The organism is Pseudomonas sp. TH31 (assembly GCF_016650815.1).
Lineage (GTDB): Bacteria > Pseudomonadota > Gammaproteobacteria > Pseudomonadales > Pseudomonadaceae > Aquipseudomonas.
Genome location: NZ_JAEKEZ010000027.1, coordinates 50894 through 70629 on the forward strand (window position 1 = coordinate 50894; position 19736 = coordinate 70629).

A 19736-nucleotide genomic window follows, 5' to 3' on the forward strand; every position below is an offset into this window, starting at 1 on the left:
CCGATCAGGCAAGAGCGGATCCCGACTGTTTGAGCTCGACAATCAGCTCACACAGCTGTCGCAGGTTGGAAATATTGCGGCTGGCGAACGAATCCGGGTCCAGTGCCACGCCTATTTTTTTCTTGACCACGACTTGCATTTCAATAAAATCCAAGCTGTCTAAGGAAAGACTCTCGATGTTGGTATCGAGGGTCAAATCGCTTTCGTCGACATCCTTGAGTTCAAGAATGAGATCGCGCACTACGCCAAATACGTTATCTACAGTTGTCATTGCACAGCTCCTTGATGGGGTTAAAGTTCTTTCACCATCAACCCGAGGGTGATGGTCATCACGTGGCGATCACTTACATGCACGCCCAAATCGAGAGTGCCGACGGTCTTGCCGGGGCTTTCGATCAGGTTGATGTTGTCGATCTCGCAGCGGATATCAGTTTGCAACTCGCCCAGCGAGAGCTGCGAGGTACAGAAGGTGATCTGATGGCTGGTCTGCACCACCAGATGATCTGACAGGTCTTCGAGCTTGCTCGACTGCAGCTTCGCTTGGAAATCCTCGCTCAGGCAGTCGAAAACCACGCTGATGTGGTGGCCAATGAAGTGGGAAAAGATCAGCGCATCGAGCGCGACCCAGTCATCGACCCCCTGGCCCAGGCCGTCGCGAAACTGTTGCAGCCAGATCGCCACTTTCCCGCGCTCTAGCACAAAGCCTAGAGCATTGGATATCCAGACAGGGGCCTCCACGGTGCGTACATGACCAATCACATGTTCACTGGTACCCGCTTGCGACAATAGCTTGAAGCCTGTACTGCCGGTGCGCGGGGTAGTTGATAGCGCGACAGTAGTGTCACGCAGCACCGGGGCCTTTAGCAGCGCCTTAAACTGCACCCAGTCGTCAGGCAACACTCCATTGACGCGTCCCATACGGTGCTTGATCGGCAACAGCGCCAGCATTCCATGAACCACCACATCAGCCGCGTCCATGCGTCGTGCAGCTTCGAGGTTAAAGTGGATCGGATTGCGATCACCGGACAGGCCGGCCCACGCCTCGATATCCCGTGCTCCGAATTGAAACTGCATGATTAGTTCACCTTCCGCAGCATGATGCCGGCGTTGGCGCCACCGAAACCGAAGCTCAGGTTCATTACGTTATTCAACGTCTGCCCATGCAGGTGCTTATTGGGAACGTAATTGAGGTCGCATTCAGGATCGGCTTCGTCCATGTGGATCGTCGCCGGGACGACTCCCTCGGCCATGGCCTTTAGGCAAAAAACCGCTTCCATGGAGCCGGCGGCACCGATCAGATGCCCGGTGTAGGACTTGGTGCTGGACATAGGGATGCCATACGCCGCATCTCCCAGGGCCATCTTGATTGAGTTGGTTTCATTGACGTCATTGAGTGGCGTTGAGGTGCCGTGCAGGTTGACGTAGTCGATCTGCTGCGCCTGCACACCCGCCTGTTTGCACACGTCTCGGATCACCCGAATCCGGGCCTGCATGTCCTCGGCCGGGGCCGTCATGTCATAAGCATCCGAATAGTTGGCGTAGCCGGTAATCTCGCCGAGGATCTTCGCGCCCCGAGCCTTGGCCAGTTCGTAGTCTTCCAGGCACAGTACGGCGGCACCTTCCGAGAGTACAAAACCGCTGCGTCCCTTGCTGAACGGGCAGCAGGCCAGACGCGGGTTTTCTTGCTCCTTGGTCAGCGCCTGGATGACATCCACCGACCAGACGTTGAATTGCTCTTTGAGCGATTCGCTACCACCCGCGATCATCACCTTGGCGCGACCGCTTCGAATTGCCTCGTAGGCCTCGCCGATGGCGATAGTACCGGTGGCACAAGCAGCGACTGGGGTGTTCTGAATGCTACGCATGTTCCAGTTCATGGTAATGCCGGCGGTTGCAGCATTGCACATCGACATGACAGTGGCGAAGGAGGTGGCTATACCACTCTCTCGGTATTCGTTGTTGTTGCTGTTGGCCGTATCGAGTCCACCCCAGCCGGTACCCACTATCACCCCGCGATCAAACGGCGAGACAAACTCGTCTAGCGGCACTTCACCGTAGGCCATCTGGATGGCCTCATGGGTCGCAATCAGGCTGTATTTGGCAAACAGTGGTAACATCTTGGAAATTTTCTTCGAGAACGGGCGCATTGCATCGCCACTGAAATCGTCAATAAATCCAAAGTAACTTGCATGGATAGTCGGGTCATCGAGTCTGTACTTTCGATATCCGACCCGGTAATTCATGATCCCCTCCCAAATAGCATCGACGTTTTGGCCGAGCGAACATATAGCACCATACCCGGTCACAACGACACGGCGAGGCTCTAACAAAGCGGAATTTTTCATGATTTCCTTGTCCAGTTTTACTGATGATATTCAGATTTAATGTTGCAGAACCATATTTAAAAACTCAAGACAACAGGGGCTAAAAAATTAGGCAGCGATTATATTTCAGCGGAAAATTGGCGCGTCCATACCTTATTAAGACAATCGCCAGCAGCCTTCGTAAATCATAGGTGTGCGGTGCGACCAGCTATCTATCAACAACATGCCGTAATTTTTTAAACCCTACAACTGCACGTAAGTGCAAATCTTAACGAATTAGCATGTACCTAAGTACAATTCATAAAAAGCCGGTTTTCTTTCTGTGTGTAATTGTAATTGGTTGATTTTCGCTGAGCAGCAGGTAATCATTAGATGCGCAGGGTGTGAGACACCTGCGCAACATACCACTTGAGGGCGGGTTGTCATGAAAGACATAGAGTTCTACTATATCAACTACGCAAGCGCCGCCCAACCATGGCTGCACGAATTATATCGGTTGCGCAAAGAAGTTTTCGCCGACCGATTAAACTGGAATATTAATATAAGAAATGGTATCGAGCACGACGAGTTCGATAGTGTAAACACCACATACCTAGTCGGCACGTGGAAAGGTGTTCCTCTGGCGAGCCTGCGACTAATTAATACAGTACACCCCTACATGGTCGAGGGGCCGTTTCGCCATTTTTTTCGCTGCGACCTTCCTAAGCACCATTTGACGGCTGAGGCCAGCCGTTTTTTTGTCGACAAAACCCGTTCACGCCTACTGGGATTATCAAGCGTGCCGCTGTCTGAGATGCTGCTGTTTACTATGCACAATTATGCTGTCACAACTGGGCTGGGGTCGATTATCACCGTGGTAAGTAATGCTATGGCACGGATCGTCCGTAAAGGAGGCTGGCATTACAACGTGCTAGATACCGGTGAGGCTTCGCCGGGCGAGAAGGTGCTGCTGCTGGAGATGCCGGTGACAGCCCAAAACCATAAACAACTACTCGCAGTTATCGCTCAGAAATACTCTCTGTCATACTCTGACATTATCCAGTGGCCTCACCACCAGTACCAAGTGGACAAACGCAGGATCTGTTGCCCCACCGGGCTTGAAATTAAATAATGCCTCGTCTTTTAGCCTCGAAAACCGCCTGCTTGGCATTACACACCTGTAATTTTCTGGATATGTTGGACATATGAAACTTTACCGTGCGCTCGGAAATGGCGCAGATCGCTGCAACTTCGCGATAGGCTTTACCCCGTACAACACATTTGAGTACGAGCATTTCCTTTTCTGAGAGCAAATCATCCTTTGACTCAGGAAACAATTCCTCCACGGTTCGGGTACTCAGAAGGCAATCGTGGAAGTGGATTAGCGCCATCTGAATCTCTGCGGCATGATCAACCAAGCGCTGTTCAAATTCATCCTGGTTGCTAATATTACACACGCTCAGAGCGGCAAATAGTCCGACGGAGTCATGTAAAATGAAAGTGGTGCCAGAAGAAATTTGGTGCCTCCCGGAAAGCTTAAAAAACTCCTTACCCTCGGTTAACCCTTGGAGCTTTCCCCATGAGAACGGAGCACAGTTAAGCAGGCCATAGTTGATCACTGGATCGATCAGGTGATAATTAGCAGCCTTGTACGCACTTAACCAGCTTGCCGGATAATTTGAAATTATCACAGGTGTTACTTTTCGATTTTTCAGAGTTGCAATATAAGCATAGCTGTAAAAGCCAAAATCTTTAAGCTTATTTTCAAGTTCGTATTTCGCCCGAAAAAAAAACTCATCAATATCACTATGAATCAGACCTAAGAACTCAAGCCGGTTGTTCATTATACGTGCCCCTCTCTTGTGATCTTTGTTATAGCTTTCCGCCTCCTGAAATTCAGATATCGACGATAGAGTTATTATTCCAGTTCTTACTTATGTGCTGAGCGTCACTGTTCTCCATAACCCGCTACATATTGAGCCCGCAGCAACTCGGGTAGCGATTTAAGGGGGGCTCTTCCCGAGCTGTTATATGCTCAGAAACAATATAAAACTCGGAAAAAATACACAACAACCCTTCTGCGAGCAAATAATGTTTTTCAGGCGCCAAAACAGCGCCACATACGCCATACTTCCGTATAACTCTGTAAACTATACCTAGATGGCTAGCAACACTCCGTTCAGGTAGTGTTTGCACGGTTGGTCAATTAATGTCCTGTCACGGAAAAATCTCTCTTTAACCATTGCTGCTATCGGGAACTGGATTTCAAGTAAGATATCTTCACCTTTGGCGCTACAGGGATGGTCTGAAATAGCTGGAAATGTTCCGGCCACCCGCTATCAGCGGTTTTAAAAACGGCGGCAGGTCGTAATACAATCAATTCCGTCGTCTAATTCATGCTTTTCGACTGTAGTGGCCACCTTTTCCCACATTACATACGTACTTCTCTTTCATTCGCCAGCAAATGTCGACGAGCCATACTTGAACAGCCCAAACAGATGCTCTATCTCGACGCACACCCGGGCCTTGGCCTTCTCGATTTTACGAATCGCCTTGTACAACGCGCTGCGTTTGCCGTGTTTCTTGTGGGCGCTGCGCAGCGCCGCAATCTGCTAGATGACTTGGCGTCCTACATGCTCTTCGCCTTCTTCGACCCTGGTATAGCCAGTATCAGCGCACATCACGTTCTCCGAGCCATGCGCCAGTTTGTCGATCTGGGTGACGTCCGCGATATTGGCCTGACGTGACCACCACGGAGCGCACTAGGCCTGGCTAATCGTTGGCCTCGATGTACACTTTAGCCCCGAAGTAATACTGGTTGCCTTTCTTAGTTGTATTCGAACTGGGCACATGGACCAGCGTGGCATAGATGATGGTCCCTTGGCGCAATAACAGGCCGCGGCCACAAGGTAGTCATTGATCACGCCCAGAAATCCTGCCGCTAACTCATGTTTCTCAAGCAGGCGACGGAAGTCGAGGATGGTGGTTTCGTCAAGGATACGCTCCAGACTCAGCCCGGAAAACTGGCGCAGGATGGAAGTCTCGTAAAACGCGTCCTTCACCGCCGGATCGCTGTAACCGAACCAGTTTACACGTTGCATCGCCATCAACGAACAAGCCGAGCGACCACACTCACCCGTCGGGTAATGAGGCTCGATCAGAGCGATCAGCCCTTTACAGGGCACCTCCTGATCCATCTCGATCAAGAACACCGCCTTGCGTTTACCTGCGTACTCGGCGTCGGCGAAGGTCAATTTCTTCATCGGAAAACTCGGCGACAGGCGTTCGTGGATATTGCAAAATAAAGAAGCCTTTTCGATTTTCTTAGCATATAGGGTCGCCAATCGCGGAAAAATCAAACAATTCTGAATTCATAGGCGGAAGTATCTTAGGCCTGGAGAACAGCGTAACCAAAAACCATTTTTTAAATCCAACCCATCCGTAAATTTGGTGGGGATTTTATCCGTTGGTACAATCATGAGAATCGCCACAGCCGCATCCGTTTTATCACCCCGCACGGTGTTATCGACGAACGAATAGAGAAAACAGAAAAAATCGTACGCTAAGGACTTGGCCTCTCAGCTTGAGGTCATTGAGGTTGGCGGGTAAAGGTCAGAAGATGCGGAAAGCAATCCTATTTTTACGCGGTTATCGCTAACCGCCTAGCATTCAGTTGAGGCGTACGCCCCCGGGATGATTGCCACTGTGGACATTCATACCGGCCAGAAAACAGTACTCCCTTACTTGATAAACCTTGCTACAAAAGGCCGCGAGGCATTGAAAGAACGAGAATCCGTTCAGATTTCTCATTATTGTTGCCACTTGAATTCTGAGCAATTGTTAACCATTTTACTCAACTAGGCAGATCACACCTAAGATCGGGCCCTCATGAAAAGTTATGGTATTCCAAAGATGCAAGGCCAAAATATCTTCTTGTTGACTCTGCTTGTATTGGCGCTGGTGGCGTGCTCCAACACCGAGGGCCTATCCGGCGCAACCAAACAACCTGTAGTTGTCGACGAAAAGGCCCCTGTGGCCGGGGAGCCGGCCAAGGTGGTGACCATCCCTAAAGGTAACGTTTATGCCTTCAGTTTCGACGAAAACGGGCAGCACGTTACCTGTCAGGCTCCGGTCACGCTGGATGCGAATCAGAAAATAGTCCAGCAAAAAAAATGGGATATGAACTGCACACAACCTAGCTTGCAGCAGATCAAGCAGCTTACGCCGGCGCGAGAACTGAACCTTTCCTCCGATGCCCTGTTCGACTTCGACAAATCTGGAGTGCAAGACATAAAAGCCCTGGGCCGGAAAAGCGTGGAGCAACTCGGCAAACTGCTGCGCAACGAATACAGCCAGCAACCGCACTTGGTACTGACCGGCTATACCGACCGCATCGGTGCTCCCGAGGCCAATCAGGTACTGGCTCTGGCCCGCGCCCAATCAGTGGCTGAGATACTCCAGCGCTCAGGCATTGCCCGAGACCACATCACCGTCCTCGGCAAAGGCAGCGCCAACCCGCGGGTCGATTGCCCTGGCGTCAATGCCACGCCCGAGTTGATCCGCTGCCTGCAACCCAACCGTCGCGTGAGCATCCAGGTCATCGGCAACTGAACCGTTTTACCTGCACTAAAAGGGCCCCTTGAGGGTAATGCCAAACAGTTAAGCCCTCCGGCCTGACCTTTGTCCCCAAGAAATCAAAATCCGATGCCTATACTGGCATCGGATTTTTTATGCGTCTCGCTCGGGCAATGGAACTGATCCAGAACATCGCCTCTACCCCAACTCAATCGAAGGATTGGATTCGTACTCGATCCTTCTTTGGTCAAGCAGGCACTTGAACAGGCAGGCTTAGAAACCCCGCGCAAGCGGAACTTGCCGCTGGAGATGAAGCTCTGGTGCATTATCTCCATGCTGTTCTTTCGGCGCATGTCGGCCTAGATGTGGTCAGCGGTATGAACATCATGCCGCCGAGGCAATGCCCCTTGTGGCGCCCAGCGCTGTGGTTCAAGCCCGTCAGAGATAGGGTTGCGAGGCAGTACGACAGGTCTTCCATCTGACTCAGAAAAGTTGGCATGAAGCGGCCCCTCATCCGACTTGGGCAGGACTGCGTTTGCTGGGTGTCGATGGTGTCGCTTGGCGAATGCCCGATACGCCGGAAAACCGAGCGCGCTACTTCTCGGCTATAATCAGCATGGCTGACGCCGAATTTTTCCCCAGGTGCGCATGGTCTGCCAAATGGAGTTGACCAGTCATTTGCTAATTGGCAGCGCTTCTGACGGCGATTGCAGCAACGAAATGAAACTAGCGGAACAAACTGGTCGAAACCACATATGATCACTGGCTAACGCTGTTTAATCCCGGCGTTAATCCTTGGGCTTGTTGCACCAACCGCAGCAAGCAGGCGCCGAACGACCCGACGGCCTTGCTCTTTTCGTTAGTACGGAAGGCGCCAAGTGGTGGTACTTCCGCTTTTCCTGGGGGGATAAGCAACCCCGTATTTCTCTCGAGACCTTTCCTGAAATTAGCTTGCGAGATGATCGTGCTCTACATGATGTTGCCAGGGCGCTGGTCGCCAGGGCATTGATCCGCGTGTCCATCGGCGGCAGTCGTGTGATGCCAGGAGCCTGACCACGGAAAACACCTAAGGAGCAGTCTTTCAACCTTGACGTGATTTCAAGGTGTTGAGTCTGAGGATGCGCTGGAGGTGGGTGTGCAAATTGAACGTCGTGGTGCGCTCACGGCGGTGGATACGTACCGAACCTGATTAAATCACCTTTTCGGTAGGTCATCGTCGAGGGAGGGCTCGGGACCAATCCGGCCGCCGACACTCGATGGTGGATAGTGTTTTGCGGAATCGGGCGACAGCGCTGGCCGCTCAGATTGAAACGTAGAGGGATGTGCCCCTGCTTCACTGTTCATAGCGACTAAAACCTTTGGGACATTTCTTTGATCAGTCGTTGGGACTCGTGGAGTTACTTATTCGATTCCAGCAAGCCTGCGCGCGAATACCCTGCTTGGCAAAAGCGCGTGGTCGTCGGCCTGGGGACTTCGGACCATTACCCCAACGAGCACGGGACAATGATGATCGGAGTAATACGCTGAACCCCAACAACTCCGCGAACAAAGCAACGACCAACAACCGGTCCTCGCAGATGAACCCCAACAACACGAGATATCTGGGCCACAAGAGTGACTGATCGAGCTCCGAACTTTGTTTTGATAGCGGGGGAAGCTTTGGAGGTCGCTTCTTGGCCGACGGTATTCGATATAGACAAGGGGGGCGGCTTGATTAAACGACCAATTCTGGTCGATTTCGGACTGTCACAGCGGGCCGCAATCACCCCTTTGTGACCGCCAGTAATTGGACAATTCCCCACTCCCAAGAAGTCCATGTTTCTTGTATTACATCGGGAATTGCTCATGAAAGAGGGGGCTGAGGGACGAACGATGATGTCGGTGACTGCCGTAGTCGCATGATGGCGTCTGTGATGACTTGAGCATTCGTGTCCAATGTTTCCAAGGCCGCAATTGCGTTAGCGGCGACACTTCCCACTCCATTCGCTGAGAGCCAAATTGTAGTTTCTTCAATGGCCGCAGCTAGGGCGTGCTGGTTGTGCAGGAGTAGTGTGAGCACGTCTGCTATGGAATTGTTGGCTTCAGAATTATCTGGCATAGGGATCGTCCTTGAGTAACCGGTACAGGAAGATTAGCCGAACTCACCGCGGCTGGAGCCACTTCTCAAGATCCGCTGAAACGGGGGTAGTTGCATCGACTTGTCCCTCATTTGCAAAGGATTTGACCCGCCCCCTTAGCAACCATGACCGGCAGCGAACGGCCCAGAGTTTGTAAAAACGCACTGATGCACCGTCGGCGCGCAGCGACGACGTTTGTTAGCTGAGCAATTGGTCGAAACAAGGCCTGCGGGTCATCACTGCGGCTTTGGAGCCCATTAGCGCGGCCATTAGCTTGCAGGATCGGCAAAAAAACAGACCTCTTCAGGCCGACAGCGCCTTCATTAAACTGTTGGTGTCGAGGGTTTTCATGATCCGTTTCAGGTTATAGGCGAGGACATTCAAGCTCATTTCCGCACCTACTCCCTCCAGCTTTCGCGTCAGGAAATGCGTCGCGCCCATCCAGTGTTTAAGCGTCCCGAAGGGATGCTCGACCGTTCGTTTGCGGATTCGCATCATGTCCAGCGCGTTGCTTAGCCGGACCTGCATTTCTTCCAATATTGCTTCATGCCCCCAACGCCGAACACGCCGCTGTTTACTCGGTGTGCATTGGGATTTCAACGTACAGTCCTGGTACCTTGAACTCCAATAGCGATGAAGCTTCATACCTTTCTCGACGCTTGAAAAGCGCCAGATAAGCGCCTCTCCAGCCGGGCATACATACTCGTTTTTTGCAGCGTCATAAATGAAGGCGTCGTTGTTGAAATGTTCATCGGCTTTGGCTCCAGAGGTCATTGGCTTGGGTACATAGGCGGTGATGTCGTCATCGTGAGACGTTGCTTACGACACCACCCGACACCGATAGAGATGAACGTATCGTATATAGGTCCGTGGATTACTGATCCGGTGCGCTTACTCGCGCGGCAGCACAATCAGAGGAGAGCTTTCTCGAGATCGAATGAAGTTAGGCACCCTGCTCAGGGGCAAAACACAACCAGATAAATAGGGATGCTTTCCACAAGAAAAGTAGAAAGTTTTATCGCCGGACGTGCAAGTCGTTCTTTCTGGAAAAACTCAATCAGCCTGATCTCGCAGAGTACGAGCGGCGGGAACGGGTCAAGGACGAGCTGCACAAGTCCCATTACTTTTCCGAGGCGTAAATTGCCTGGAAAAAAGACGCCATGCTGTCGTAGATGGAAAACGGTAAAACCCTTTTTGCTGATTTCGTCGACGCGGCATCCCACTACTTTTGCCATATATACATCATCTGGAATGGCACCAATTTCTATGAGTTTGTGGCGTCCAATGACGAGAAAAGCATCAGCAGGTTTATCGAACTGTTAGGTGAACCCTTTATCCCCGCAGCGTTCTGCTTCGAGTCTCCAGTAGTCAGAAAACTTTCCCGTGCCTAACACCCATTATTGAGGTAACGAAGTTCATGGGCTGGATGGCGCATCTGTCATTGGAACATCATGAAGCCTGCACTCGCGCGGGAACGCTTCTGGATAAGTGGCAGGGCCGTGCCGCTGAAACCGAACTGGCACGCTGTATTTCGCAGCAGACCATGGACGAATTGTGCTGGCCGAGGGGCTGATGCAGTTGGTCGTGCCTGAGCGTTATGGCGGGTTGGAGTGCGATTGGCCAACGTTGGTCGAAACTTCCAGAATTTCCTCACGGGTTTGCCCGTCGACAGGCTGGATGATCGGTCTTGTAGGTAGCCGTGCGGCGATTGTCGGCAGGCTTCCTTACATATGCCAGGAGCATGTCTTTGCGGATCGGCCGGGGCAAATCATTGCGACGGCGTCCGTGTCCAAAGATGCCTCGATCCACAAGGTCGACGGTGGCTTTCGCGTGAGTGGCACCTGGCGCTTCAGTTCGGGGACAATCATGCCGGCTGGGTAATCGTATCCGCCAAGGACCCTCGGGAGGCATCGCTCAACCCTGTGCTGATGTTCACACTCAGCATCGATGAGGTTCGGATCGAGGATGCCTGGCATGTCACTGTAATGTACGGCACTGGCTCAAAAGACCTTCGGCTTGATGATGTCTTTGTGTCAGATACTTGGGTAGTCTCGCAGTCCGAGTGTTTCGGGCCCGCACCGGCAGGAACCAGACACAATCCGGACGGCTATCTGTCTGATGTGGCGTTCATTCCATACCTGGGCAGCCTGCATATCGGTCCGGTGCTCGGCTGTGCGGAGGGCGCCTGTGATGAGTGCGTCGCAGCCCTGCGAAATCGCCTGGCCACGGAGGAGGGCGCAGTCGCAAAGACCCGGCCATTGCAGCTGGAGCGACTCGCGGAAAGCGCGGCGCAGTTGAGTTGTGCCAGGCACCTCTACTACGCGATTGCCTTTTTACTGCATAGCGCCGGCGTAGCAGGCCGGTCGCTGTCGGCGCAAGAGTTGGTGACCCTCAAGCGGGATCGAGCCTACTTGGTGCAGCAAATGGGGACAGCAGTGATTTTTGAGGCGAGCCCGGTGCAACGGCACTGGCGTGACCTTCAGGTGATGGCGTCCCATTTGGATGTGAATTGGGAGACCGCAATGCTCGCCTATGGTGATTTTGCGATGGGGCATCCCCGATGTTTAGGCTATGAATGGTAAGCCCCCGCCCGTTTGTTGGCCGTTCTGTTTTTTACAGCGGGGCCATGCTGAGAGTTCCAGGCCATCCCCCCCGACCACTAAGTTCCAAACCATGAAATTTGTCAGCACTCTCAATTATCCTCGAGATTGTTGAACACCGTTTCCAGCAGACGGTTGAGGCGCTGGATCTGGGCATCGGTCAGCCCGTTGAAACTTCGTTTGAAAAGATCCCGGTGCCAACCTGAATACGTTCGATGGCCGCGCGGCCGGCCGCCGTTATGCGGACTTGGGTCACGCGACCGTCTTCGGTGCTCGGCGCTGTGTCGACAAGACCGTCATCTTTCATGAGGTAGACGATTTTGGTCACCGTCGACAGCTTGGCGATGGCATGAGTGGAGATTTCGGAGCTACTTCAAAGCTGCCATTACACTAGGCCCAGTGCGTGGCCCCATGTGGGGCTTACTCCTCAAAGGGGCGTTGGACTCTGGATATTAGAGAACCGGCAACAGGTAGTTCACGATGAAGCGGTTCTCGTCCATGTCGCGCTGACCGGTGTAGCTGGAGCGCAAGCTGCCAAATCGATAGGAAAAACTCAAACCTTTCAGCGTCCCTGATTGCACCACGTAGTTCAGCGTGAGATCGCGCTCCCACTCTTTCCTGTCACCGTCGTCCGAGCGAATGTGGTCGCCGTTCTGGTACATCGCCGAAAAAGTCAACCCGGGAAGGTTTTGCGCAGCGAAGTCGTAGGCGTAGCGAAGTTGATAGGTCCGCTCACCGGAGTGCTGAAACTTGGCAATCTGCGATTCGGTCATGAAGTAGGTACTGGAGCCATCGCCTTGGTTGACCCATACCGTATCGCTCTGGCCGGTGGAGCGCTGGTAACCGGCGCCGAAGGTATGCGGCCCCACGGCATAGTTGAACTGCCCGCTGTAGAGATTGTTGTCGACGCTACCCTTGTTAACGCCTGGACCGTAATAGCCGATGGTGTCGTAGGCCGGATCGTATTTATCCTTGCCGTCGTCCAGGCTGCGAAAGTAACGAAAGTCTGCGGTGAGTTGGCCGGGGCCTACCGGCAAGCTGTGTTTCAGACCGAAAAAATGCTGACGGTAGAAGTCTTGCAGGTTCGCGTAGTAGTACTGCAGTGTCCAGTCCGCGCGCGGTTTGTAAATGCCGCCGCCGTAGTAGAACTTGTTGCTGGTGACGCCAGTGCGGGCGTTGTTGGCCCCGGACATCGACAGCCCCTGCTCGTTGCTCGAGCCTCGGCCTTTGGCGTGCTCAAGCTGGCCCAAAGTCAGGGTCAGACGATCGATGTCGCGAGACTCGACCTGCGCACCGGTGAATGTCTGCAGGACCAGTCGGTCACTGGAAATCAAGATAGGTAGCTGCGGAGCGAGGGTGCCATAGCGCAACTCCGATTTTGCGATCGCGGCTTTCGCCGTAAGCCCCAGACTGCTGAAATCGTCCACCGCGCGACCGCCATGATCGGTTGGAAAAATCACTCCGTTGAAGTTGTCGCTGTTGGCGTTGTAATGCCTGCCTTTGCCGGAGTCCAGACGTACACCGAGCATGCCAAGGGCGTCTACGCCAAAGCCGATCGGACCAGGGGTCAGTCCCGACCGAAAGTCCAGTACGAAGCCTTGGCCCCATTCCTCCTGACGGGAAGGTTTTGCCGTGCCACTGCGGTTGTCGGCATTGACGTAGAAGTTACGCAACAGCAGGTTCGCTTTGCTGTCTTCGATAAATCCCTCAGCCTGTGCGCCCTGATTGACCAGGCCGCCAACGCCGCAGGCAATGATCCCCACCCATCTTTTTTCGAATGTCATCATCGATGCCCTCATGCCAGAAAGTGTGCTTGGCAGTCCTTGTTCATTGCATCGGGCCTGTTGATTTTGTGTATCCGCGGTGGAAGTTGCGGTGGCCTTAGGCACGAGACGTTAGAACCTTGCGCACGCTCTGGCCAAGACGGGCTGCTTCTGCCCCCCCATGATTTGTCTTATGCCCTGAGAACGCCGCGGGCCGCAGGTTGTGGCGTATTACGATTCTTTATACCGCAAGCGTCATAACCTATTGGTGGGCGTGGAACGTTCGGCGTAAGGTCGAAAACAACCCCAAAAACATCCGTTCCGGAGGCACTATGGCGCAGCAATCCGCAAGGCAGCCCGCTCACCGACGAAGCCGTTTACCCCTGATCATCGGCATGAGTCTGACGATCATGAGCGCCGTACTCAGCGCTGCCGAGGCTCCCGTGAAGGTCGGTGTCATCGCGCCGCTCAGCGGCGTCAATTCCCGCTACGGCGCCTTCGCTACCAAGGGCGCGCAGTTGGCCGCACGGCAGATCAACGAGGCGGGCGGTGTGCTCAGTCGCCCCATCGAGTTGCTCTTGGGCGACAGTCAATGTGTGCCCGCCGAAGGCGTATCGGCAACCCAGCGCATGATCAACTTCGAGCACATCTCAATGATCATCGGCGATGCCTGCAGCTCGGTAACCATGGCCATGCAGCCGGTGGTCGAGGACGCCGGAGTATTGCTGCTCAACGCCGCTTCATCGAATCCGCAGATCACTTATAAAGCAGGCGTCGGTGGCTACCGCTGGAGCTTTCGCAACTACCCCACCGATGAATCACGCGCCGCGATCGCCCTTCAGTACGCCGTGCAGAAGCGTGGTTTCACCCGCTTCGCCGTGCTGGCGGTAGACAGCGATTACGGGCGTGGCGCCATCGACTTCACTCGCAAGTACCTCGCATCGTTCGGCGCCACCCTGACCAGCGAAGATTACTACAAGGAAACCGAGACGGACTTTCGCCCGGTGTTGACCAAGATCAAATATTCCGACGCCCAGGCGATCATCACTTATGGCCAGGCCGACTCCACGCCGATCATCGCCCGGCAGATGAATGAAAGTGCGTTGGGCGGCAAGCTACCGCTGATTGGCAATGGTGAATTCACCAGCCCGACCACCATTGCGGCGGCGCCCAAGGTGCTCAATGGTTCAGTGGAAGTCACCGCCTGGCTGCCGGAGTGGCAGAGCGCTGGCAGCCTGCAATTCGTCAAGGATTATCAGCAGGCCTATGGCGGTGAACTGCCAAACGTACACGCGTTTTTCCATTGGGAAACGTTGCGTTTGCTGGCTCAGGCGATTCGTCAGGCTGGCACTGTCGACCCGGTTGCGGTGCGTGACACGCTGGCGACTATTCACTATGCCAGCGCCATGGGCGAGGTGGTTTTCGACGATCACCATCAGGCGGTTTTGCCGATGGCCCTGGTGGAGATCGAAGCGAACCGTCCGGTCATCAAGGCAACCATGGCACCCAAGATCGACTACGCGGCGCACTGAGCCGTTCACCAGGGAGAATACGCGGTGCATTATTTCATCGAACAAGTGCTCAACGGTCTCATCACCGGTTCCATCTACGCCCTGATCGCCGCCGGCATGACGATGATCTTCGGCGTGCTGCGAGCGATCAATTTCGCCCACGGCGAGTACTACATGATCGGCACCTTTTCCGCGTGGTACGCCATCAGTCAGCTGGGTACCGGCTACGCCACATCGATCATTCTCGGCGTACTGGTAGCGGCAGTCATCGCCGCGTTGCTGGGGCGTTTCATCATGCAACGGCTGATCGGCGCGCCGTTTCAATCCGGAGTACTGGCCACGCTGGGCCTGTCGCTGATTCTGCAGAATGCGGTGATCTTCGCTTTCGGTGGCGGCTACAAGGTGTTCCCCGGTGGCTGGCTCGACCCGATGGAATTCTCCGGGATCAGCCTGGCGGAGCAACGAGTGGTGTTGATTGGCGTGACGCTGGTGGTGTTCGGTTTGCTCGAGTGGATGGTCCGCCGTACGCACATGGGCAAGTCGATGCGTGCCGTGTCGCAGAACATCGAGTGCTGCCAGGTGATCGGCATTGACGTCGAAAAGGTCGTTCGCAATACCTTCATTCTGGGCACGGTGCTGGCTGCGCTGTCGGGTGTGCTGACCGGTCCGATCAATGTCAGCCTGTATGGCGGCATGGGCGAGGCAATCACACTCAAGACCTTCGCGGTCATCGTCATGGGAGGGATGGGTAACGTGCGCGGGACGTTGTTCGCAGGCTGGTTGCTGGGCATCGTCGAGAGTTTCGTGGCGGCGTACTGGGGCCTGCAGTATCGCGATGCGGTGGGCTTCGCCGCACTGATCCTGATCCTGATGTATCGCCCATCCGGGCTGTTCAGCGCCCAGGCGCGTTTCTGACCCAACCGGTGACTGCGGCATAAATACAAAGCCGTTGCACCCCTTTTTCTTTGCAATCACTGCCCTGACGAACTGGCTGCTTCAACAGCCGGCAGGCCGCTGCCTGCTCGATTTCAATCATCAAGGGATAGTACGCATGGCTATTACGCTCGATACGCCGCAACCCCAGGGCCGCCATCTGCCGGCCATGCGCCGGGGTGGGGTGGTGCTGATACTGGCGGCGCTGCTGCTGGCGCCCCTGTATTTGCAGAACTACTACCTGCACGCCCTCATTGTGGCGATGATTTTCCTGCTACCGTCCCATGGACTGAACCTGATCCTCGGCTACACCGGCATGCTGTCGCTGGCCCAGGGTGCGTTCTTCGGTATCGGGGCCTATGTCGCGGGGTTACTGGCCGTGCATTTCGGCACGCCGTTCTGGTTCAACATCATTGCTGCTGGCGCGCTGACCGGGCTGATTGCCTTGCCATTGGGAATTCCGGCCCTGCGGTTGCGCACAGTGTCATTCGTGATGTGCACGTTGGGTCTGGTGGTCATTGCGCAAACGGTGGCCAAGAACTGGATCAGCGTGACCCACGGTGACATGGGGCTTTCCGGTATTCCTCGGCCAGCGTTTGGCTGGGGCGAGGCGGCCACCCGGATCACGAGTATCCCTGGCTATTACTACCTGGTGCTGGCTGTCGCCGTTATCGCCACGCTGGCCTTTTATGCGCTGATCAAATCGCCGGCCGGTCGCTGCATGGTTGCCATACGCGACAACGAAACGCTGGCCGAATCGTTTGGCGTACCGACCTGGCGCTACAAATTGATCGTGTTCATGCTCAGCGCCGCATTCGCCGGCATGGGCGGCAGTCTGTACGCACAGTACATGACAGTGGTCAGCCCGTTGATGTTCCAGATGTACTATTCCAACACCATCCTGATCATCGTGCTGGGCGGCGGTGTCGGACGAGTGCCCGGGGTGATCCTCGGCAGCTTCGTCTTCGTCGCGCTGTCCGAAGCGCTACGCATCACCCCCGAACTGCGGATGATCATTTACGGCGCAATCCTCCTGGGCTTGGTGTTTTGCTTCCCGCAAGGACTGGCCCGGCTGGTGGAGCAAGGCATGGAGAAACTCGCCGGCATCAAGGGTGCAACCAAGGAGAGCCTGACCCATGAGCGTTGAAACCGTCCCTATTCTGCGCGTACGTGATGTGCGCAAAAACTACGGCAACCTGTCGGCCCTCAGTGGCGTCGATTTCGATGTGCAGTCAGGCGAAGTCGTCGGCCTCATAGGCCCCAATGGCTCGGGAAAATCGACCCTCTTCGACTGCTGCACCGGCCTGCAACGGATCGACAGCGGTGAGGTGTTGCTCAATGGAACCGACATCAGCCGCTGGCCGATGCACCGCATCGTGCAGCAGGGCAAGTTGGTGCGCAGCTTTCAAAAAACCGTGGTGCTGCCCACGCAGACGCCGGAAGAAAACCTGATCCTGGCCGGACAAATGAACTGCTTCCCCAGCCTGCTCAGCACCTTCGGCATCGGGCCGGGCGCGGCACGGCGTATGCGCCATCTGCGTGAGCGGGCCAATGAGCTTATCGAGGTGGCGGGCCTCACCCGGGTCCGCCACTTACCGGCCGGCAGCCTCTCGGGCGGTCAACAGAAGCTCCTGCAGTTTGCTTCGATGTTGATGCCCGAGCCTCAGTTGATATTGCTCGATGAACCGTTGGCCGGAATTAACCCGATCCTCATCGAAAGAGTCATTGAAAGCATCCGCGACGCCAACCGGCGACTGGGTGTGACCTTTGTGGTGATCGAGCACAACACCGACGTGCTGATGGATCTTTCCCATCGCGTCATCGTGCTGCACCAAGGTACGAAACTGGCCGAGGACACCCCGGCCGCCATCGTTCGCAATCCTGCGGTGGTGGATGCCTATCTCGGCGGTTGAAGCGCCATGTCAGGTTTTACAGGAGGCAAGACAGATGACCTTATCGTCCTCTGATGTACTGCACATCAATGACCTGCATGCCGGTTACGGGCTGCTGGAAATTCTTCACGGCGTCGACCTGACTGTCCGCCAGGGTGAGTTCGTCACCTTGCTGGGTCCCAACGGCGCGGGCAAGTCGACCCTGCTCAAGAGCTTATTCGGCATGACCACCTATCGGGGCGGTTCGATCCGTTGGCGCGGCCATGAAATGTGCGGACGCAAGCCCAAGAGCTTCCTCGCGGAGGGCATCGCATATGTGCCGCAGGGGCGTTGCAACTTTCCGTTGATGACGGTGGATGAAAACCTCGACCTGGCCGGCGCCGTGTTTCAAGACGCCGACAGCAAGGCCGACCGGCAGTACGTATTCGATCTGTTTCCGGTGCTGTACCAGCGTCGCCACCAGAACGCCGGCAACCTGTCTGGTGGCGAGCAGCAATTGCTGGAAATGGCCATGGCGGTGTTGCGTCGACCGAAAATTCTCCTAGTGGACGAGCCCTCCGTCGGCCTCTCGCCGCAAGCCATCACGCTGGTTTTTGACGAGCTTAAACGTCTGCATGCTGGCGGTCGGACCATCCTGCTGGTGGAACAGAACACCCGTAAGGCCATGGAATCCGCTGAGCGTGCCGTGGTTCTTCGCCTGGGCAAGGTGATCTGGGACAGCCCGGTCGCCGAGCTCAGCCATGCCCATCTGGGCGAACTTTTCATGACCGGCCTGCCTGATCGGCAAGCTTCCCCCATCTGTCTGTCGCCTCCCTTTGATGCGCAGCCGACAAATTCAAGAACACGCCTAACCAGGCGCGAACCACGAGGAAATCCCAGCATGAAGTTGGCATTTGACACCGGTGGAACCTTCACGGATTTCGCCATGACTACTGAAGACGGCAGCATTCATCTGCACAAAGTCCTGAGTACCCCTGACGATCCTGCTCGTGCCGTTCTGCAAGGCATCAATGAGCTACTGGCCAGGGTGCAGCGTCCGGAAAACGAGGGTTTGCAGATTCTCGGGGCGACGACCGTGGTGACCAACGCCGTGCTTGAACGCAAAGGTGTGGACACGGCGCTGCTGGCCACCGATGGCTTCCAGGACCTGCTGCGTATCCGAACCGAAGGCCGCTACGACCTCTACGATCTGAACATCCAATACCCTGAGCCACTGGTGCCGCGCCAGGACTGCAAGGGCGTGCGCGAGCGCATCGCCGCTGACGGCAGCGTGATTCTTTCGCTGGACGAAGCCCAGGTGCGGCAGCTGGCTGGCGAGCTTCAGGCAGCCGGTATTCAATCCGTGGCGGTGTGTCTGCTGCACGCCTACAAATACCCGGCACATGAGCGCCGTATCGGCGAGCTGTTGAATGACGTCGCACCCGGCCTGTCGGTTTCACTGTCCAGTGCGGTGTGCCCGGAGGTACGTGAGTTCGACCGAGCTTCGACCACTGTGGCGAACGCTTATACCCGCCCGCTCATGCAACGCCATGTCGAGCACCTGGAGCGTGAGTTGGCCAAGCTTGGCGTGCAAGGGCAGTTGATGTGGATGACGTCCAGCGGCGGCGTGGTACCCAGCGTGACCGCCGCGCAAGTGCCGGTACGGCTGATCGAGTCGGGCCCGGCGGCTGGCGCGGTGGCGGCGGCCGACTATGCGCGGGCGGTGGGCGAAAGCAGTGTGCTGTCGTTCGACATGGGCGGGACCACGGCCAAACTGTGCCTGCTGCCCAACGGTGAACCGCTGATTGCCAACGAACTGGAAGTTGCCCGGTTCGAACGCTTTCGCAAGGGCAGCGGTTTCCCATTGAAAATCCAGTCCATCCACATGATCGAGATTGGTGCCGGCGGCGGCAGTATCGCCAGTCGCAGCTCGCTTGGCCTGCTAGCGGTCGGGCCTCGCAGTGCCGGCGCCGCCCCAGGGCCGGCTTGTTATGGTCGCGGTGGTCGCGAGCCTACGGTTACCGACGCCGACCTGCTGTTGGGGTATCTGGACGAACGCTCGT

General features: G+C 55.4%; 17 protein-coding genes and 3 pseudogenes. 10 read left to right on the forward strand and 10 right to left on the reverse strand.

Translation table 11 applies throughout. The features are described 5' to 3' along the window. Positions 1-4 precede the first annotated feature (4 nt). From JFV26_RS18285 to JFV26_RS18295, 3 genes are read right to left on the reverse strand one after another with little or no spacing between them, the layout of a single operon-like run. Positions 5-271, reverse strand: coding sequence for an acyl carrier protein (locus JFV26_RS18285; protein ID WP_201194455.1), 267 nt, complete (start codon positions 269-271; stop codon positions 5-7). Positions 272-291: 20 nt separating this feature from the next. After that, positions 292-1074: a MaoC/PaaZ C-terminal domain-containing protein gene (locus JFV26_RS18290; RefSeq protein ID WP_201194457.1), complete on the reverse strand. Its 783-nt coding sequence runs from the start codon at positions 1072-1074 to the stop codon at positions 292-294. A gap of 2 nt (positions 1075-1076) precedes the next feature. Then, positions 1077-2345: a beta-ketoacyl-[acyl-carrier-protein] synthase family protein gene (locus JFV26_RS18295; protein ID WP_201194459.1), complete on the reverse strand. Its 1269-nt coding sequence runs from the start codon at positions 2343-2345 to the stop codon at positions 1077-1079. Between the two features lie 403 nt (positions 2346-2748). On the opposite strand from JFV26_RS18295, the gene JFV26_RS18300 reads away from it, so the two are divergent. Further along, positions 2749-3435: an acyl-homoserine-lactone synthase gene (locus JFV26_RS18300; protein WP_201194461.1), complete on the forward strand. Its 687-nt coding sequence runs from the start codon at positions 2749-2751 to the stop codon at positions 3433-3435. On the opposite strand, the gene JFV26_RS18305 is transcribed toward JFV26_RS18300, so the two are convergent. Then, on the reverse strand, positions 3428-4147 hold the full coding sequence (locus tag JFV26_RS18305) for a helix-turn-helix transcriptional regulator (protein ID WP_201194463.1): 720 nt from the start codon (positions 4145-4147) through the stop codon (positions 3428-3430). The genes JFV26_RS18300 and JFV26_RS18305 overlap by 8 nt on opposite strands. 636 nt (positions 4148-4783) lie before the next feature. Further along, positions 4784-5566: pseudogene (locus tag JFV26_RS18310) on the reverse strand (IS5 family transposase); the annotation flags it as partial. 670 nt (positions 5567-6236) lie between these two features. On the opposite strand from JFV26_RS18310, the gene JFV26_RS18315 reads away from it, so the two are divergent. The 3 genes from JFV26_RS18315 (at position 6237) to JFV26_RS34485 (ending at position 7931) form a co-directional block, all read left to right on the forward strand. After that, positions 6237-6914, forward strand: coding sequence for an OmpA family protein (locus JFV26_RS18315; RefSeq protein ID WP_201194466.1), 678 nt, complete (start codon positions 6237-6239; stop codon positions 6912-6914). Positions 6915-7121: 207 nt separating this feature from the next. Next, entirely contained in the window at positions 7122-7241 is a 120-nt protein-coding gene (locus JFV26_RS34960) for a transposase domain-containing protein (protein ID WP_201194468.1), read from the forward strand. A 441-nt stretch (positions 7242-7682) separates the two neighbouring features. Next, positions 7683-7931 carry an Arm DNA-binding domain-containing protein gene (locus JFV26_RS34485; protein ID WP_342215466.1) on the forward strand — a complete coding sequence of 83 codons (249 nt, stop codon included), beginning with the start codon at positions 7683-7685 and terminating at the stop codon, positions 7929-7931. Positions 7932-8721: 790 nt separating this feature from the next. Here the strand turns inward: JFV26_RS34485 and JFV26_RS33680 are convergent. From JFV26_RS33680 to JFV26_RS18330, 3 genes and pseudogenes are all read right to left on the reverse strand, one after another. Further along, on the reverse strand, positions 8722-8976 hold the full coding sequence (locus JFV26_RS33680; protein ID WP_242487859.1) for a hypothetical protein: 255 nt from the start codon (positions 8974-8976) through the stop codon (positions 8722-8724). Positions 8977-9298: 322 nt separating this feature from the next. Continuing rightward, positions 9299-9805, reverse strand: a pseudogene (locus JFV26_RS18325) (transposase); the annotation flags it as partial. A 146-nt stretch (positions 9806-9951) separates the two neighbouring features. Next, positions 9952-10230 (reverse strand): hypothetical protein, encoded by a 279-nt coding sequence (locus JFV26_RS18330; protein ID WP_201194469.1) that lies wholly within the window; start codon positions 10228-10230, stop codon positions 9952-9954. A gap of 693 nt (positions 10231-10923) precedes the next feature. Between JFV26_RS18330 and JFV26_RS18335 the strand changes: the two genes are divergently transcribed. Beyond that, the gene (locus tag JFV26_RS18335; RefSeq protein WP_242487861.1) at positions 10924-11577 is read left to right on the forward strand and encodes a hypothetical protein; all 654 of its coding nucleotides are present in this window, start codon (positions 10924-10926) and stop codon (positions 11575-11577) included. A 110-nt stretch (positions 11578-11687) separates the two neighbouring features. Here the strand turns inward: JFV26_RS18335 and JFV26_RS18340 are convergent. Further along, positions 11688-11968, reverse strand: a pseudogene (locus JFV26_RS18340) (MarR family winged helix-turn-helix transcriptional regulator); the annotation flags it as partial. Positions 11969-12047: 79 nt separating this feature from the next. Beyond that, positions 12048-13382: an OprD family porin gene (locus tag JFV26_RS18345; protein WP_446739938.1), complete on the reverse strand. Its 1335-nt coding sequence runs from the start codon at positions 13380-13382 to the stop codon at positions 12048-12050. 371 nt (positions 13383-13753) lie between these two features. Between JFV26_RS18345 and JFV26_RS18350 the strand changes: the two genes are divergently transcribed. The 5 genes from JFV26_RS18350 to JFV26_RS18370 form a co-directional block, all read left to right on the forward strand. Then, a complete protein-coding gene (locus JFV26_RS18350) occupies positions 13754-14890 on the forward strand; it encodes an ABC transporter substrate-binding protein (RefSeq protein ID WP_201194471.1) in 1137 nt (378 codons plus the stop codon). A gap of 24 nt (positions 14891-14914) precedes the next feature. Then, positions 14915-15784 carry an ABC transporter permease subunit gene (locus JFV26_RS18355; RefSeq protein WP_201194472.1) on the forward strand — a complete coding sequence of 290 codons (870 nt, stop codon included), beginning with the start codon at positions 14915-14917 and terminating at the stop codon, positions 15782-15784. Positions 15785-15920: 136 nt separating this feature from the next. Then, positions 15921-16949 carry a branched-chain amino acid ABC transporter permease gene (locus JFV26_RS18360; protein WP_201194473.1) on the forward strand — a complete coding sequence of 343 codons (1029 nt, stop codon included), beginning with the start codon at positions 15921-15923 and terminating at the stop codon, positions 16947-16949. Then, complete coding sequence (locus tag JFV26_RS18365) at positions 16939-17715, forward strand: ABC transporter ATP-binding protein (RefSeq protein WP_201194485.1); 777 nt, start codon at positions 16939-16941, stop codon at positions 17713-17715. Before JFV26_RS18360 ends, JFV26_RS18365 begins: the two co-directional genes overlap by 11 nt. A 34-nt stretch (positions 17716-17749) precedes the next feature. Continuing rightward, a partial coding sequence (locus tag JFV26_RS18370) for a hydantoinase/oxoprolinase family protein (RefSeq protein ID WP_201194476.1) occupies positions 17750-19736 on the forward strand: 1987 nt, incomplete at its 3' end.

Coding starts and splice junctions, on each gene's coding strand:
- JFV26_RS18285 (WP_201194455.1), bottom strand. CDS start 271: ATGACAACTGTAGATAACGTATTTGGCGTAGTGCGCGATCTCATTCTT.
- JFV26_RS18290 (WP_201194457.1), bottom strand. CDS start 1,074: ATGCAGTTTCAATTCGGAGCACGGGATATCGAGGCGTGGGCCGGCCTG.
- JFV26_RS18295 (WP_201194459.1), bottom strand. CDS start 2,345: ATGAAAAATTCCGCTTTGTTAGAGCCTCGCCGTGTCGTTGTGACCGGG.
- JFV26_RS18300 (WP_201194461.1), top strand. CDS start 2,749: ATGAAAGACATAGAGTTCTACTATATCAACTACGCAAGCGCCGCCCAA.
- JFV26_RS18305 (WP_201194463.1), bottom strand. CDS start 4,147: ATGAACAACCGGCTTGAGTTCTTAGGTCTGATTCATAGTGATATTGAT.
- JFV26_RS33680 (WP_242487859.1), bottom strand. CDS start 8,976: ATGCCAGATAATTCTGAAGCCAACAATTCCATAGCAGACGTGCTCACA.
- JFV26_RS18330 (WP_201194469.1), bottom strand. CDS start 10,230: ATGGCAAAAGTAGTGGGATGCCGCGTCGACGAAATCAGCAAAAAGGGT.
- JFV26_RS18335 (WP_242487861.1), top strand. CDS start 10,924: ATGTTCACACTCAGCATCGATGAGGTTCGGATCGAGGATGCCTGGCAT.
- JFV26_RS18345 (WP_446739938.1), bottom strand. CDS start 13,382: ATGATGACATTCGAAAAAAGATGGGTGGGGATCATTGCCTGCGGCGTT.
- JFV26_RS18350 (WP_201194471.1), top strand. CDS start 13,754: ATGAGTCTGACGATCATGAGCGCCGTACTCAGCGCTGCCGAGGCTCCC.
- JFV26_RS18360 (WP_201194473.1), top strand. CDS start 15,921: ATGGCTATTACGCTCGATACGCCGCAACCCCAGGGCCGCCATCTGCCG.
- JFV26_RS18365 (WP_201194485.1), top strand. CDS start 16,939: ATGAGCGTTGAAACCGTCCCTATTCTGCGCGTACGTGATGTGCGCAAA.